Source organism: Streptomyces abyssomicinicus (genome assembly GCF_008974245.1).
In the GTDB taxonomy this organism is placed as follows: Bacteria; Actinomycetota; Actinomycetes; order Streptomycetales; family Streptomycetaceae; genus Streptomyces; species Streptomyces abyssomicinicus.
In genome coordinates this window covers 782,385-795,588 of record NZ_BBZI01000005.1, presented here as the reverse complement: position 1 = coordinate 795,588, position 13,204 = coordinate 782,385, and the positions used below count along the sequence as shown (strand labels likewise).

Annotated in this window: 15 protein-coding genes; 9 read left to right on the top strand and 6 right to left on the bottom strand. The window is 72.9% G+C overall.

The annotated features are described in order from the left end of the window. Positions 1 to 34: 34 nt before the first annotated feature. Positions 35 to 469, top strand: coding sequence for a DUF7144 family membrane protein (locus GBN72_RS03230; RefSeq protein ID WP_246212229.1), 435 nt, complete (start codon positions 35 to 37; stop codon positions 467 to 469). 37 nt (positions 470 to 506) lie between these two features. Here the strand turns inward: GBN72_RS03230 and GBN72_RS03225 are convergent, their stop codons facing one another. Genes GBN72_RS03225 through GBN72_RS03205 form a run of 5 tightly spaced genes read right to left on the bottom strand, consistent with a single transcriptional unit; the run spans position 507 to position 4,956 of the window. Next, entirely contained in the window at positions 507 to 1,205 is a 699-nt protein-coding gene (locus GBN72_RS03225; RefSeq protein ID WP_246212228.1) for a hypothetical protein, read from the bottom strand. After that, on the bottom strand, positions 1,205 to 1,867 hold the full coding sequence (locus GBN72_RS03220) for a hypothetical protein (RefSeq protein ID WP_246212227.1): 663 nt from the start codon (positions 1,865 to 1,867) through the stop codon (positions 1,205 to 1,207). The genes GBN72_RS03225 and GBN72_RS03220 overlap by 1 nt, the downstream gene beginning before the upstream one ends. Continuing rightward, a complete protein-coding gene (locus GBN72_RS03215) occupies positions 1,864 to 2,739 on the bottom strand; it encodes an ABC transporter ATP-binding protein (protein ID WP_151770077.1) in 876 nt (291 codons plus the stop codon). Before GBN72_RS03215 ends, GBN72_RS03220 begins: the two co-directional genes overlap by 4 nt. Further along, positions 2,736 to 3,818 (bottom strand): FecCD family ABC transporter permease, encoded by a 1,083-nt coding sequence (locus GBN72_RS03210; protein WP_151770076.1) that lies wholly within the window; start codon positions 3,816 to 3,818, stop codon positions 2,736 to 2,738. The genes GBN72_RS03215 and GBN72_RS03210 overlap by 4 nt, the downstream gene beginning before the upstream one ends. Further along, the gene (locus GBN72_RS03205) at positions 3,799 to 4,956 is read right to left on the bottom strand and encodes an ABC transporter substrate-binding protein (protein ID WP_151770075.1); all 1,158 of its coding nucleotides are present in this window, start codon (positions 4,954 to 4,956) and stop codon (positions 3,799 to 3,801) included. Before GBN72_RS03205 ends, GBN72_RS03210 begins: the two co-directional genes overlap by 20 nt. 339 nt (positions 4,957 to 5,295) lie before the next feature. On the opposite strand from GBN72_RS03205, the gene GBN72_RS03200 reads away from it, so the two are divergent. The 8 genes from GBN72_RS03200 to GBN72_RS03165 all read left to right on the top strand — a co-directional run bounded on the left by GBN72_RS03200 (position 5,296) and on the right by GBN72_RS03165 (position 11,811). After that, complete coding sequence (locus GBN72_RS03200; protein WP_151770074.1) at positions 5,296 to 5,478, top strand: hypothetical protein; 183 nt, start codon at positions 5,296 to 5,298, stop codon at positions 5,476 to 5,478. A gap of 124 nt (positions 5,479 to 5,602) precedes the next feature. Next, entirely contained in the window at positions 5,603 to 5,779 is a 177-nt protein-coding gene (locus GBN72_RS33955) for a hypothetical protein (RefSeq protein WP_164540343.1), read from the top strand. A gap of 46 nt (positions 5,780 to 5,825) precedes the next feature. Continuing rightward, on the top strand, positions 5,826 to 6,020 hold the full coding sequence (locus GBN72_RS03195) for a hypothetical protein (RefSeq protein WP_151770073.1): 195 nt from the start codon (positions 5,826 to 5,828) through the stop codon (positions 6,018 to 6,020). A 39-nt stretch (positions 6,021 to 6,059) separates the two neighbouring features. Beyond that, positions 6,060 to 6,248: a hypothetical protein gene (locus GBN72_RS03190; RefSeq protein ID WP_151770072.1), complete on the top strand. Its 189-nt coding sequence runs from the start codon at positions 6,060 to 6,062 to the stop codon at positions 6,246 to 6,248. A gap of 424 nt (positions 6,249 to 6,672) precedes the next feature. Beyond that, positions 6,673 to 8,586 (top strand): alpha/beta fold hydrolase, encoded by a 1,914-nt coding sequence (locus tag GBN72_RS03180; RefSeq protein WP_246212226.1) that lies wholly within the window; start codon positions 6,673 to 6,675, stop codon positions 8,584 to 8,586. Further along, positions 8,583 to 9,194: a hypothetical protein gene (locus GBN72_RS03175; RefSeq protein WP_151770070.1), complete on the top strand. Its 612-nt coding sequence runs from the start codon at positions 8,583 to 8,585 to the stop codon at positions 9,192 to 9,194. Before GBN72_RS03180 ends, GBN72_RS03175 begins: the two co-directional genes overlap by 4 nt. Further along, positions 9,191 to 10,006 carry a class I SAM-dependent methyltransferase gene (locus tag GBN72_RS03170; RefSeq protein ID WP_151770069.1) on the top strand — a complete coding sequence of 272 codons (816 nt, stop codon included), beginning with the start codon at positions 9,191 to 9,193 and terminating at the stop codon, positions 10,004 to 10,006. The genes GBN72_RS03175 and GBN72_RS03170 overlap by 4 nt, the downstream gene beginning before the upstream one ends. Next, a complete protein-coding gene (locus tag GBN72_RS03165) occupies positions 10,003 to 11,811 on the top strand; it encodes an ABC transporter ATP-binding protein (RefSeq protein ID WP_439959727.1) in 1,809 nt (602 codons plus the stop codon). The genes GBN72_RS03170 and GBN72_RS03165 overlap by 4 nt, the downstream gene beginning before the upstream one ends. Positions 11,812 to 12,011: 200 nt before the next feature. On the opposite strand, the gene GBN72_RS03160 is transcribed toward GBN72_RS03165, so the two are convergent. Next, positions 12,012 to 13,028, bottom strand: coding sequence for a helix-turn-helix transcriptional regulator (locus tag GBN72_RS03160; RefSeq protein WP_151770068.1), 1,017 nt, complete (start codon positions 13,026 to 13,028; stop codon positions 12,012 to 12,014). Between the last annotated feature and the right edge of the window lie 176 nt (positions 13,029 to 13,204).

Genomic DNA, 13,204 nt, shown 5'->3' with positions numbered 1-13,204 from the left:
CGGGCGGCTCTTGCCGTACGGGAAGGCGATGGTGATGACGTCGACACCTGACAAGACGCAGCGGGGGCACGGGGCTCCCGCCGAGGGCCGGTCGTTGGACTCGGAGTCGTTGGCCGCCGCCGCGATCCTGATGCTCAGCGGACCGCTCAGCATCCTCATGGGTGCTTCCGCCATCGCGAACGACAGTCTGTTCGCCCTCTCGTCCCACTACGCCTACCGCTTCGGTCTGACGGCGTGGGGGGTGATCCACATCGTCGTCGGTGCGGCGCTGGTGGTCGTGGGCCTCGGCGTCGTGGCGGACAGGAAGTGGGCCCGTTCGGTCGGGGTCGTGGCGGCGGGGATCAGTCTCGTCACCCAGTTCATGTTCGTCCCGTACTACCCGGCCTGGGCCATCCCGGTGATGGTCCTCGATCTGCTGATCGTCCTGTTGCTGACGCGCTACTTCTTCAAGGTCCGGCGCACCGTGTGATGCGTCGCTGCCGCGTCACAGGACACGGGGTCCGCCCTCATCCTCCCCCGTGCGAACCGTCGGTTCGCCCGCGCATGGGCGGCTGCTGCGCGGCGGCCGGGGGAAGGCGGGTGTTCGTGCCGGTCCAGCGCAGGAGGCCGTACAGGAGCTGGGTCGCGCCCGGCATGAAGCGGGAGCCGTGGTGGTGGACCGGGTCCATCGTGGTGACGATCAGGCGGCCCGGGGTGGAGACGCGGTCCTCGTAGAGGAGGACCTGGCGGGTGGCGGGGTCGCCCTCGCGCTCCAGATCGGTGCAGGCGAGGACGGTGGCGCCGGCCGGGGGCTCGAGCAGGCCGTGGTAGTGCCAGCGGACGGCGCGTTCCGTGAGGTGGTCCCATGCCTCGTGGCCTTCGGCCGCGCGGCGGACGCCGTTGTCGCCGCCGGTGCGCCACCACCAGAAGTTGGTCTCGGCGGGGCGCAGGGCACGCATGCCGGGCAGCCAGCCCTCGACGTCGTTCTCGCCGAGGACCACCACCGTGCCGCCGCGTTCGGCGACCCGCAGCAGCAGCGGGGCGGTGCGGGCCAGCAGGCCGGGGTGGAGGCGGTCGGAGACGATCAGGGTGTCGAGGTCCTCGAAGTCCGCGGCGTCCGCCTCGGGGAGGTAGATCTCGCGGGGGCGCCAGACCCGGACGGCCGGATCGGCGAGGGTGGCGAGCTGGTGGAAGGCGCCGCCGTGCAGGAAGCCGAGGGTGGGCATCAGAGGGTTCCTTCCAGCCAGGCGAGCAGGCGCGGGCCGAGGGTGCGGGTGGTGCGGTCGGGGTCGCTGAAGCCGTGCAGGTCGTTGCCGGCGTGGGCCATGACCTGGCCGTCGCCGAGCGGGTAGACGATGTCCAGCGGGAGGCGGTACGGGCCGATGCCGTTGACCACCGTGCCGCCCTCGGGCACCCGCGCGTGGTGGCCGCGGCCGTAGAACCCGGCCACGCCGACCCGGGTCAGCTCCTCGCCCGTCGGGGTGCCGGGGACGCCGGTGCGGTAGAGGAGTTCGTGGAAGTCGACTCCCTCCCACACCGGGTGCGGGGTCACCGGGGTGACGCGCAGGTCGGACGGGCCGTGGTGGTCGACGGCCCGCCAGGGGGCGAGTCCGGGCAGGAACGGGCGCACGACGTGGCCGTTGACCAGGACCCGGCCCCCGGAGCGGACGAAACGTTCCAGCAGCGGGGCCTGGCGCTCCAGGAAGACCTGGTCGCAGTTGAGCGAGAACATCAGCCCCTTGACCTCGCCGCCGAGCAGCAGGTCCTCGCCGGCGGCGAAGAGGTCGTAGAGGTCGACGGTGGCGTAGGGCGCGGGCGGGGCCATGGGTGAGGACCCGCCCCCGCCCATCACGACGTACTGGACGGGTGCCGTTGCGGCTGCGGTCACGCGGGGGCCTCCTGACGGCCGGACGTGGGGGCGGGGTCGGGTGCGAGGGCGGGGGCGGGGGCGGGAGCGCGGTCGGCCGCAGGGTCGGACGCGAGGTCGGACGGCGGTTCTGACGCGAGGGCGGTGCGGGCGGGGCCGAGGTCGGGGACGACGGTGACGCGGGGGCCGCGCGGGCCGTCGACCACGGCGGTCGAGACGGGCAGGCCGTACAGCTCGCCCAGCGCCCCGGCGTCGAGGAGTTCGGCGGCCGGCCCGACGCGGACGTCGTCCGGGCCGAGGACCAGGACCGCGTCGTCGGCGAGGTGCAGGGCGTGGTCGGGGTGGTGGGTGGTGAGGACGATGCCGAGGCCGGAGGCGGCCAGTTCCTGGAGCAGCGTCAGCACCCGTGCCTGGTTGCGCAGGTCGAGCGCGGAGACCGGCTCGTCCAGGACCATCACCCGGCACTGCGCGGCCAGCGCCCGCGCGATCAGCGTCATCTGCTGCTCGCCGCCGGAGAGTTCGGCGTAGGAACGGTCCGCCATGTGCGTGATGCCGACCCGTTCCAGCGCCTCGGCGGCCAGCTCGCGGTCACGGCGGCCGGGCGTGGCGTACGCCTTGAGGTGCCGGGAGCGGCCCATCAGCACCATGTCGGCGACCGAGTAGGCGAACGCCGCGGAGTGCGACTGCGGGACGTACGCCACCGGGGCGGAGGCGGTCACCGTGCCCTCGGTCGGGGCGGCGAGGCCGGCGAGCAGACGCAGCAAGGTCGACTTGCCGCGCCCGTTGGGGCCGAGGACGGCCAGCACGCGGCCCTCGGCGGCGGTGACGTCGACGCCCCGGAAGATCCACCGGTCCTTGGTGTAGCGGTGGCCGAGACCGCGGGCTTCGATCACTGGGACCACATCCGGTCGCGGGACCTGGCGAGCAGGGCGATGAAGAACGGGGCGCCGATGACCGCGGTGAGGATGCCGAGCGGCATCTCCGCGGCGGTCACGGTGCGGGACAGCGTGTCGATCACGGTCAGGTACGCGCCGCCGAGGAGGAAGGCGGCGGGCAGCTGCACCCGGTGGTCGCTGCCGGCCCACAGCCGGGCCAGGTGCGGCACCACCAGGCCGACCCAGCCGACCAGTCCGGCGACCGCCACCGAACCCGCGGTCATCAGGGCGACCGCGCAGAGCAGCAGGCCGCGGGTGAGGCGGGGCGGGACGCCGAGCGCGGTGGCGTCGTCGTCGCCGAGGGAGAGCACGTTGAGCCGCCAGCGCAGGGCGAGCACCACGGCCGCGCCGAGCAGGATCGGCACGGCGGCGGTCAGCGCCTTGGCGTAGGTGGCGGTGGCGAGCGAGCCGAGCAGCCAGAAGACGATCGACGGCAGCTCCGACTCGGGGTCGGCGACGTACTTGGCGAAGGAGACCAGCGCGGTGAAGAACGCGCCGGTGACGGTGCCGCCGAGGACGATCATCAGGATCGGGCTGCCGCTGTTCAGCCGCCCGATCAGCATCACCACGGCCAGGGCGAGCAGACCGAAGCCGAACGCGCCGCCGACCACCGCGAAGGAGCCGAGGCCGAGCAGCAGCGCGAGGACGCCGCCGAAGGAGGCGCCGGAGGCCACGCCGATGACGTCGGGGCTGACCAGCGGATTGCGGAAGACGCCCTGCAGGGCCGCGCCGCCGAGCGCCAGCGCGCCGCCGACCAGGAGGGAGAGGAGGACGCGGGGCAGGCGGACGTCGAGGACGACGGTCTCCTCCTGCGCGGTCCAGGTCTCGCCGACCGGCAGGAACTGCCCGGCCAGCAGGCGCACCATCTCGTTGGGCGGGACCGTGTAGCGGCCCAGTGCCAGCGCGGCGAGGGCGACCAGGAGCGTGCCGGCGACGAGCAGCGGCAGGCGGGGAAGGCGGCGCGCGGCTTTCTCCGGCGCCGCCGTCTCAGCCGTCTCCGCCGTCTCCGCCGCGAGGTCAGGCGCGGAAACCGTCATAGCCGGCGCTCCTGGCGTTGAGGTCCGTGCGCAGCACCTCGTCGGTCTCGGCGGCGGAGATGCCGTAGCCGTAGAGGCGGGTGAAGGTCTCCTCGATGCGGGCGCGCAGGCCGACGCGGGTGGCCAGTTCCGGGTGGAGGATCTGGGCGGCCCAGCGCCACATCAGCGGCGACTCGCAGCACGGCGGGTCCCAGCGGTAGCCGCCCAGCGGCACCTTGTAGACCCGGCGGTCGCGGACCGCGCGGACGCCGGACAGCTTCTTGTTGCCGTAGACGTCGGCCGGGGTGGCCTCGTCGAAGGCGGAGAGGAGGATCACCTCGGGGTCCCAGGCGAGGACCTGCTCGACGGAGACCTGCGGCGAGTCGGCGGACACGTCGTGGGCGACGTTGGTCCCGCCCGCGATCTCCGTCCAGTGGGTGACGTAGTCGGCGCCCGTGGCGGTGGTCCAGCCGTCGGCGGCGGTACGCAGGTAGAGGAGCTTCTGCTTCGTCTTCGCGGACGGCGCGACCAGTGCGCGCACCGCCTTGTCCTCGGCGTGCATCCAGTCGACCAGTTCGGCGGAGCGGTCCTGCTTGCCGAGCAGGGTGCCGAAGATCTCCAGCCAGGTCTCCATCTGCTCCTGGGTGCCGTAGGTCAGGCCGATCACCTTGAAGCCGGCGTTCTCCAGCGGCGCGATGACCTCGTCGCCCATGTCGCCCCACTGGATCACCACGTCCGGCTTCAGGCTGACGATCGTCTCCACGTTCGGGACGAAGTCGGCGCCGGCGATGGTGGTGGTCCTCTTCGACGCCGGGAAGAGCGTGCCGAAGATGCCCTGCTTGTTGGCGGTGAGGGTGGACTCGTTGATACCGACGATGCGGTCGTGGGAGCCGTCCACGGCGGCGAGCATCGAGGGCGACGGGATGATCGCCGTGGCGATCCGCTCCACCGGGCCGTCGAAGGAGACCTTCTTGCCGCGCTGGTCGGTGATGGTGAAGCCGTTCCCGGCGCCGCCGCCGGTGGCGGGCTTGCCGGCCGCGGCCTCGCGGGAGGAGCAAGCGCCGAGCGCGCCCGCTCCGGCGAGGACGGCGACACCGGCGCCCAGACCACGGAGCACGGTGCGGCGGGGGGTTGGCGGGGACGGGAAGGCAGCGGACATGGTCCACCTCCGGACGACTGACGGGCGAGGTTACTTAGGTTTGCCTAACCTAACCTATTCGGAGGCGGTGGTTCCGTCGGGGGTCGCCCGGCTCTGTCCGGCCTCCTCGCCGTCCGTCTCGCGTCCGTGCTCTACCGGCGCGAATCTGCCCGCCGGACGGCACTTTCCTGCAGACGGCGGTGCAGCCTCCTGCCAAGCGCCGGCCTTCAGTTCGCGTGGCGGCCAAGGCATCGTGATGAGCGGTTACGGAGTGCCGGCCGAACCGCGTGCCGTACCTGCGCGGCGATGTCTCCCGCCTCCGGCCGCGCCCGTACGGCACAACCCGCAGAGGAGGCATCCATGCACCAGGTCGGCAGGCCTTCGTGGGCCGGCATCTCCGGTCCGCTCGACGAGGGCGCGCAGGGGCGGGTGAACGCGAGTGCGGCTCCGGTCGCCGCCACTCCGGTCATCGTTTCCGTCGCCGCCGCGGTGGTCGTCGCCTACGCCGCCGGGGCGCTCGTGGGCGGACACGAGACCCAGTAGGCCGGCACGGCGCCGCCGGCCGCACCACGTCCGACCGGCCCCGACCCCGCCCCCGCCCCCGCTCCCGACCGCCGTCGAGCAACCGCGGCCGGGAGCGGAAACATCGCAGACCAGGAGACCGTTCATGAACAACCATCGGCTGCCCGGCACCCGGCACATCGACCGTGAGCTGCGTGAGAGCGACCGTGGCCATGTCGCGTACGCGACGGCTCCGGTCACCGCGACCCCCGCGCTCTTCGTCGCGGGCATCGCGGTCGGCTTCGCCCTCGCCGAAGCGATCGGCGAGAAGCAACCGCAGTAGTCACTCGCGCTTCCCGTCGCTCCGCACACCCCTTCAAGGAGCTCTTGTGGACAACGTTTCGTTCCTTCATCGCCCGGGCGCCCTCACGGACATCCGGGCCGACGACCCCGACGGCCGGGTCTCGCCCACCCATCTGCCTGTTGCCAGTACGCCTGCCGTGGTGGTCGGTGTGGCCATCGGCTACGCCCTGCTGAACGCATTCCAGGCGGGCCGTGACGGGGGCCCGATCGACCCGCGCTGACGCGAGGGCCGGACATCTCGGCGGACGAGGAGATCACACATGCACGACATGCTGTCGCCCGGTGCCCCGCGCACCGACCGTGGACTGCGCGAGGACGACCCGGGTTACGTCTCGAAGGCGATCGCTCCGGTCGCATCGTCGGTGGACGTGGCGACGTCGCTGGTGGGCCTGGTGGCCTTCGGCGTCGCCGAGGTCACCCAGGCCATCGGGAGCAGGGACCCACGGTAGTCCGGCGCCGTGGCCGGCTCGGCCGCGCCGTCCCTCAGAAGACCAGGAGGCCGTTCATGAGCACCGTACCCGTACCCCTACCCGTGCCCAGGGCCCTGCGGGCCCGCCAAGAGCTGTCTGCGAACGACCCGGGTCATGTCCCGGACACAGGCGCTCCGGTCGCCTCGGCGATCGTGGTGACGCCCTCGGCGACCGGCCTCCCGTACGGCTGCTACATCGGCGCGGCCGTCGGGAGCAAGGATCCCCAATAGTTCTGTGCTCCTCGACCGCACCGCCGGTCCTCGGTCCGCCGGCGGACGCCGCCGGACCGAGGGCCGGCCGGCCGGGCGCCGCGAGGACCGGCGGGGAGTGCGCCCTGTGCCGTCCGCACGTCCCTGACTCACACGCCCATGACGTGACGTTGCCACACGAAGGAATTCTCACCGTGCCCTTATCCGCAGGCGTCCCGAGCAGAGCGAGATCCGTGGCCCGGGCGGCGCTGTCCTCGCTCTTCCGGCCCGTCCCGGTCTCCCGTGCGCAGGCCATCGGCGCCTCCGAGCGCATCGCGGCGGTGACCTCGCTGCTGTCCAGTCTCGAGCGCCTCGCCGACCGGGGGCCGCGCCGGCCCGGCGGGCTGAACGACTGGTCGGTCGCCAGGGAGTCCTACGTCCGGTTCGGCAGGCCGTTCCGGCGGCTGCTGGACCTGGCGGCCGACGACCGGACCGACATCGCCCTGCACACCACGCGGGTGGCCGCGAGCGCCGCCCTCCTGCTGCCGGGCAGCGGGCGCTGGCGCGGTGCGGCCAACCTCTTCCTCGGAGCGAGCGGGGCCGTCCTCTACTCGACCCAGCGCTACGGCACCGACGGTTCCGACCAGGCGTCCGGTCTGGTGCAGACGGCGACCGGGGCGGCCCGGCTCGTGTCCTCGCCGCAGGCGCAGGACGCCCTGCTGTGGTACGTGGCGCTCCAGTCCAACCTCTCCTACGCGGTCGCCGGCTGGGTCAAGCTGCTCGGCCGGGACTGGCGTGACGGCTCCGCCATGTCAGGGGTGATGCGCACGAGGACCTACGGGCACAAGGGGGTATGGGAACTGACGCGGCGTTTCCCGAAGTCCGCGCGTGCCTTCGCGCACGGGGTGCTGGCTCTGGAGTGCCTGTTCCCCGTGCTCTACCTCAAGGGTGGCCGGCTCGCCCGCCCGGTGCTGGGCGGCACCGCCCTGTTCCATGTGGCCAACGGCTTCGTGATGGGCCTCGGCAGGTTCGTCCCCGCGTTCACCGCGATGTACCCGATGGTCGCCTACACCAGCGCGCCCCGCAGCCATCCCGCGGTGGCCGGGCGGGACGACCGCATGCCGGCCGCCGCGGGCCTTCTGGCCCTGGGAGGCGCGGCCGTCGCGGCCGCGGTGGCCGTCAACCGCCGGCTGCGGGTCACCGACCACCCGTACGGTGGCGGCACCGTGACCACCCGGCACGGCAACCGGATCGGCTTCGACGGGACGGTCACCGCCGAGGGCACCGGTCCGGTGCTCGTCCTCCTCCACGGTCTGGGTGCCGGCACCGCGCACTTCGGCTGGTACGTCCGTGCGCTCAACGCCGAAGGCCGGCAGTGGCTGGTCCACAGCCGGGCCGGCTACGGCCCGAGCCAGCGCCGCGCCACCGGTCCGTACCACCTCGGGGAGTCGGTCGACGACCTGGTCGACCTGGTCGCGGCGGCGGTCCCCGAGGACCGCCAGGTGGTGCTGGTCGGCCACTCCCTGGGCGGCGAGATCGCCCGGCGGGCGGCGGCACGGCTCGGGGGGCGGACGCACTCCGTCGTCTACGTCGACAGCTCCCACCCCGGGCAGCTCGACCGGTCGGAGCAGCAGGGGAAGACCGCCGGGAAGGTCCTGGAGTCGCTGCGGACCATGTCGGTCAGCCTGCGTCTGGGCATGGGCGCCCTGCTGCAGACCCCGGGGTGGGTGCACAACCTGCCCCACCCGGTGCGGGGCAAGGCCATGGCCGAGTACGCCGACGCCCGTCTGTGGACGGCGGCCATCCGCGAATGGCGGGCGGCGGAGCGCGAGTTCCGCGCCTTCACCGGTGCCCTGCACGGCCTCGACACCCACGCACTGGTGCTGTCGGCCCAGCGTACGGTCGACCAGGATCCCGACCACCTGCTGCTGCACAAGGAACTCGCCGACGCGCACCTGCCCGGGCGGACCGTCCGCACCGTCGTCGTCGAAGGATCCGACCACGACAGTCTGCTGACGGACCCCCTGCACGCCGCGGAGGCATGCGGTCACCTGCTGGCCTTTCTGGCCGAAACCGCCGGCGGGCCCGCTGTCGGCTCCGGCACCGCCCTCGCACGGGAGGCCCGATGAGCAGCGCCCGTGCCCTCTCCCGCACCGGCCGCGAGCTGCTGGCCCGCCACTTCGCGGGCCAGGCGGGCACGGTCCGCCTGCTGGCCGGCCTCGTCCTGCTGGGTACCGTCTGCTCGCAGCATCCCAGCCCGGCGTTCAGCCGGGTGCTGCGGCTCGACGTGCTCAACGTGGTGTTTCCCAACTGGCGTTTCTTCGCACCGAATCCAGCCCAGCACGACCTCCAGTTCTACTGCCGGACCCTCGACGAGGCGGGCAGGACGTCCGAGTGGTTCCCGGTGGAGGTCATCCAGGGCCGCACTCCCCGCCAGATCCTCTGGTTCCCGGAGCGCCGGGCGGAGAAGGCGGTCTTCGACCTGGCCACCGAGGTGCTGCGCCACCTCGACAAGGGCCTGTCCAGAGCGGGCACCCTGCCCGGCTACCGCATGCTGCGCGCGTACTTCGAGGCCGGGATCGCACGTTCGGGCGCCGCCGCCGTCAAGGGCTTCCAGTTCACCCTCGTGCGCAACGCGGGCTACGACGACGCCGAAGAGCCCGAGATCCTCTTCGTCTCCCCCTACACACCGATGCGCGGGCGGGTCGCGGCAGCCGCGGAAGGCGGGCGTGCATGAACACCGTGACCAGTTCCCCGGCCGAGGACCCCGTCGCACCGGAGGTGCGGGACATCGGCTACGGCAGGATGTTCGCCGACTTCTACGACCGCCTCTTCCCACCGGACGGCCTTCCCGAGCGCACGGCCGCGGCACTGGCCCGCTGGCAGGCCGGCGGTCGCGCCCTGGAACTCGGCGTCGGGACCGGGCGGATCGCCGTCCCCCTCGCCCGCCTGACCGGTGAGGTGGTCGGCGTGGACTCGTCACCGGAGATGCTCGAGCTCCTGCGCGCCGCCGTCGAGGCCGCCGGAGTCCCGGTCACCGCCGTGCACGGAGACATCCGCGGCTACGCCGACGGCACCGGATACGGCCTGGTCTACAGCGTGTGCGGCACGATCTCGCTCGTGCTCGACCCCGTCGAGCAGCGCGGTGTCGTCGCCCGCGCCGCCCGGCACCTGGCCCCGGGAGGCAGCCTGGTGGTGGAGACCCACAACCCCGGTGCCGTGCACGCGCTGCACGAAGGGGCGTCGCGCACCTCGTTCTTCGTGCCGTACCCAAAACCCGGAACCGGGCTGCAGACATACTCCACCCTGCTGCCCGAGCAGAACCTGTGGCACACCTCGCACCTGTGGCACGAGGACGGCCGGGTGCGCGTCGGTTCCGAGATCACCCGGCTCACGACGCCCGAGGACATCGACGCCCACGCCGCCGACGCGGGGCTCGTCCTCGTCTCGCGGCAGGGTGACTGGGCGGGCGGGCCGTTCCTGCCCGAACACAGCCCGGTCCACATCAGCCGGTACGTCCGGGCCGCCGACCGCGAGGAGCGGGTGTGACCACCGTCGGCCAGGCACCGCCCGGCATGATCCGGGAGCTGACCCGGAACCAGCGGCGCATGCTCCTCCTCGGCCTGCTGCTGGGCACGGCGGGGGTGGTGTGCACCCTGGCGCAGCCCGTGATCCTGTCCGGCCTCATCGAGGCGGCCGGCCGGCACCGGCCGGTGACCGGCCTGGTGGTGCTCCTGGTCGTCCTGCTCCTCACGGACGCCGTGCTGTCGGCGGCCCAGGGCTACGTCGTCGGCCGGGCCGGGGAGAACATCGTCCGCGACGCCCGTGTGGTGCTCGCCGGGAAGGTCCTGCGCGCCGACCTGTCGCACCTGAACACCCAGCGGCAGGGCGACGTGCACACCCGGCTGGTCTCCGACACGGCCCTGCTGAAGATCTCGCTGACGCAGAGCCTCGCGCAGATCGTCCTCAACGGCATGATCGTGGTCGGCGGGGTGGTGATGATGGCCTGGACGGACCTCTGGCTGCTGCTGATCGCCGTGGGTTGCCTCGGCGCCGCGAGCACCGGCTCCGTGTGGCTGGCCCGCGGGCTGCGCCGGGCCGCGCTGGCCAACCGCGAGGACTCCGGCGCGTTCGGCGCCGACCTGCAACGGGTGATGTCCGCCCTGCCCACCGTGAAGGCGGCCTGCGCGGAGGAACGTGAACAGCAACGCCTGGCCCGGCTCGCCGACCGGGTCCGCGTCTCGGGCAACCGGGTCACCGCGCTGAACTCGGCGCTCACGCCCGTCCTCAACGTCGGTCTCCAGGCGTCCCTGGCCACCGTCCTGGGCATCGGCATGGCGCGCGTGACGACCGGCTCCCTCGGGGCGGCCGACTTCGCGGCCTTCACGACGTATCTCTTCTACCTCGTCTCCCCGCTGGTGCTGGTGTTCGTCTCGATCGGCACCTATCAGCAGGGCCGGGCGGCGGTCCAGCGCGTGAACGAACTGGCCGGCCTCCCGCAGGAGGACGTGCCCGCGCCGCGGAGGGGCGACCGGCCGGCGCCTTCGGCGGTGCCGCACGGCGGCCGTTGCGCCGTGGAGTTCCGCGACGTCCGTTTCGGCTACGGCGGGCGCACCGTCCTGGACGGGGTGTCCTTCGCGGTGCCCGACCGCGGACTCACCGCCCTGGTGGGCGCCTCCGGCGCGGGGAAGACGTCCGTGTTCCAGCTGATCGAGCGGTTCTACCGGCCACAGGGCGGTTCCGTCCTGCTCGACGGGGTGGACATCGCCGAGCTGTCACCGGCCGACGTCCGCGGGCGGGTCGGGTACGTGCAGCAGGAGAGCGTCGTCCTGCGCGGGACGGTGCGGGAGAACATCGTCTACGGCGCGCCGGACGCCACGGAGGCGGAGATCCGGGAGGCCGTCGACCTGGTCGGGCTCGCCGACGTGGTGGCCGACCTGCCGGACGGTCTGGACACCCTGCTCGGCGAACAGGGCACCGCGTTGTCCGGCGGGCAGCGGCAGCGTCTGTGCGTGGCCCGCGCCCTGCTGCAGAAGCCCCGGGTGATCCTGCTCGACGAGGCCACCGCCCATCTGGACTCCACCGCCGAGGCCGCGCTGCGCGCCGGCCTGGAGCGGATCGCCCGCAGGTGCGCCGTCGTCGTCATCGCCCACCGCATGTCCACCGTTGCGGAGGCCGACCGCATCGTGGTCCTGGACGGCGGCCGGGTGCGGGCGGTCGGCACGCACGCCGAACTCCTCGACGGCGACGACCTCTACCGGCGGCTGGCCACCACCCGGATCCCCGCCCCGCACCTGCCCGAACGCCCCCTGCCCGCACCGGAACACACCACGTCGGCAGCAGTACACCCGTAGGGAGCATCGCCATGGTCCGGACAACGCACGGCGCGACGGACGTCGGCCGCGCCACCGCCCTCCTCCTGCCACGCACGGCCGCGGGAATCGTGCCTTCGGTCAACGGATGGCAGTGACATGACCGTCGGCAGCGGCCGGCTCATCGCCGGCGTCCGGGCGCGTGGTTCCGTCCCGCGCCCAGGACGGCGGATCACCGGTGGTCACACCCAGCCCCGCTCGCGGGCCGACAGGGCCGCCTGTGCCCGGCTGCCCGCGTCCAGGACCCGCAGCAGTTCCGCGATGTGCCGGCGGTAGGTGCGCAGGGACATGCCGGCCTGCCGCGCCCCCACGTCGTCCTTGCTCGCCGTGCACATGGCGGTCAGCACCCGCCGCTGGGCCTCCGACAGCCCGGGGGCGTCCTCAGCCCTCGGAGCCGCCAGGTCGGCGAAGTCCGTCGCCGCGTCCCACAGCTTCTCGAAGAGCCTGACGAGGCTCCCGACCAGGCTGCTCTCCTCGGTGCACAGCGCTCCCCGGCAGGTGTCGTGGGCGTCGATCGGGAGCAGCGCCGTACGGCGGTCGTAGACGAGCATCAGGTCGAAGAGCTCGTCGGCGACCCTGATCTCGGCGCCGCCCGCGTACAGCTCCAGGAGGTAGCTCCGCGTTCCGGGGTCGTCGAGGGCCTGTGGGCGCACCAGGTTGCGGATCCTGACGCCGCGTTCCAGGCAACGGAAGTCGACGGTCCGGGCGTGCGCGATGTTGTCCGGCGACAGCGCGTCGTAGGGTTCGGCGGCGAGTATCTCCCGGTGCGCGGTGAAGGCCAGCTGATCGATGCGCGCGCGTACCTGTGTCAGGTCCTCGAGTCGGCGCAGCGCCGTACTCGTACGGCCGAGGGTCATGGGCAGGAGGTCCGGCAGCGGTTCCGGCCGGTCGGCCCGGAGCGACTCGAGGATGGGCCAGATGTCGGTGAGCCGGCGTACCGTGCGGTACACCGTCTCGAGTTGCCCTTCCGCCAGGCGGGTCACGGCGACATGAGGGTCCGTCGCCCAGGTGCTCTCCTCGTCTCCGTGCAGCAGTCTCAGGACGCGTAATCGCGAGATCGCCCGGTGTGCTTCCTGCCGGTCGACGGGGATCAGGGGAGCGACGTCGCCTGCCGGTGTCCGCGGGTTCTGCAGGAAATGCCGGTAGACGTGTTCCTCCGTGCTGGTCAGGCCGAGTACCGACATGGTGCGGGTCTCCATCGTCTCCTCCCGTGTGCTCTGCGGGACCGCGAGGCACAAGCTAGCCGAGGGACGAGGGGCTGAAGTCTCATCGGTGTCTCAGGAACTCTCGCGCGGCCGCTCCTTCCCGCTCCGGTGACCCACCGATAAGGTGTTCGCGGTCCGGAGGGGGTCGCGGTCGCGGCGCACGTGTCAGG

Excerpts from the sequence above, each read along its gene's own strand:
- GBN72_RS33955 (WP_164540343.1), top strand. The coding sequence starts at position 5,603 with ATGAACAACCATCGGCTGCCCGGCACCCGGCACATCGACCGTGAGCTG.
- GBN72_RS03190 (WP_151770072.1), top strand. The coding sequence starts at position 6,060 with ATGCACGACATGCTGTCGCCCGGTGCCCCGCGCACCGACCGTGGACTG.
- GBN72_RS03160 (WP_151770068.1), bottom strand. The coding sequence starts at position 13,028 with ATGGAGACCCGCACCATGTCGGTACTCGGCCTGACCAGCACGGAGGAA.
- GBN72_RS03170 (WP_151770069.1), top strand. The coding sequence starts at position 9,191 with ATGAACACCGTGACCAGTTCCCCGGCCGAGGACCCCGTCGCACCGGAG.
- GBN72_RS03230 (WP_246212229.1), top strand. The coding sequence starts at position 35 with ATGACGTCGACACCTGACAAGACGCAGCGGGGGCACGGGGCTCCCGCC.
- GBN72_RS03225 (WP_246212228.1), bottom strand. The coding sequence starts at position 1,205 with ATGCCCACCCTCGGCTTCCTGCACGGCGGCGCCTTCCACCAGCTCGCC.
- GBN72_RS03175 (WP_151770070.1), top strand. The coding sequence starts at position 8,583 with ATGAGCAGCGCCCGTGCCCTCTCCCGCACCGGCCGCGAGCTGCTGGCC.
- GBN72_RS03205 (WP_151770075.1), bottom strand. The coding sequence starts at position 4,956 with ATGTCCGCTGCCTTCCCGTCCCCGCCAACCCCCCGCCGCACCGTGCTC.
- GBN72_RS03210 (WP_151770076.1), bottom strand. The coding sequence starts at position 3,818 with ATGACGGTTTCCGCGCCTGACCTCGCGGCGGAGACGGCGGAGACGGCT.
- GBN72_RS03200 (WP_151770074.1), top strand. The coding sequence starts at position 5,296 with ATGCACCAGGTCGGCAGGCCTTCGTGGGCCGGCATCTCCGGTCCGCTC.